Genomic DNA, 429 nt, shown 5'->3' with positions numbered 1-429 from the left:
ACGCTTCATCTTTACTAGTATCTCTTAGCATTTTCTATCCTTTCGATTAAGTTTTTAGTTTTTGCGTTTTTATCTAATTCTTTAATGCTTACATTGCCTTTTTTATCGATATGAAATAAATCCTTTCTAACTTCATTGCTATTGAGAAGTTTGTCTATTTCTTTGGCATGTTCTTCTCCTACATCGTCTTTAAGTCGCTTTAGCTCATTATCTGTTAGCCAACCATCACTCATTTGCTCGGTTTTTCTATTTAATTTACTTTTTCCAAACTTAGCTTCTGCGATGATATATTTTGGATTTTTATTTGGATTATAATAAATTCCATCAATTCCATGATGAATTTTATCATCAAGTCCTTTGACTTTATTTAAGCTGATTCTTTTATAACCTTTAGCTTTGTAATATTTATCCATTTGCATTTCAGCATAA

The 429-nt window shown here is 29.1% G+C and carries 1 pseudogene; it reads right to left on the bottom strand.

What is annotated here, in order from left to right:
• Positions 1-14: 14 nt before the first annotated feature.
• A pseudogene (locus H2279_RS08750) lies at positions 15-429 on the bottom strand (hypothetical protein); the annotation flags it as partial.

The organism is Campylobacter sp. B0100352/1 (assembly GCF_020135855.1).
GTDB classification, from domain to species: Bacteria; Campylobacterota; Campylobacteria; order Campylobacterales; family Campylobacteraceae; genus Campylobacter_D; species Campylobacter_D taeniopygiae.
This window is presented reverse-complemented; position numbering and strand designations above follow the sequence as displayed.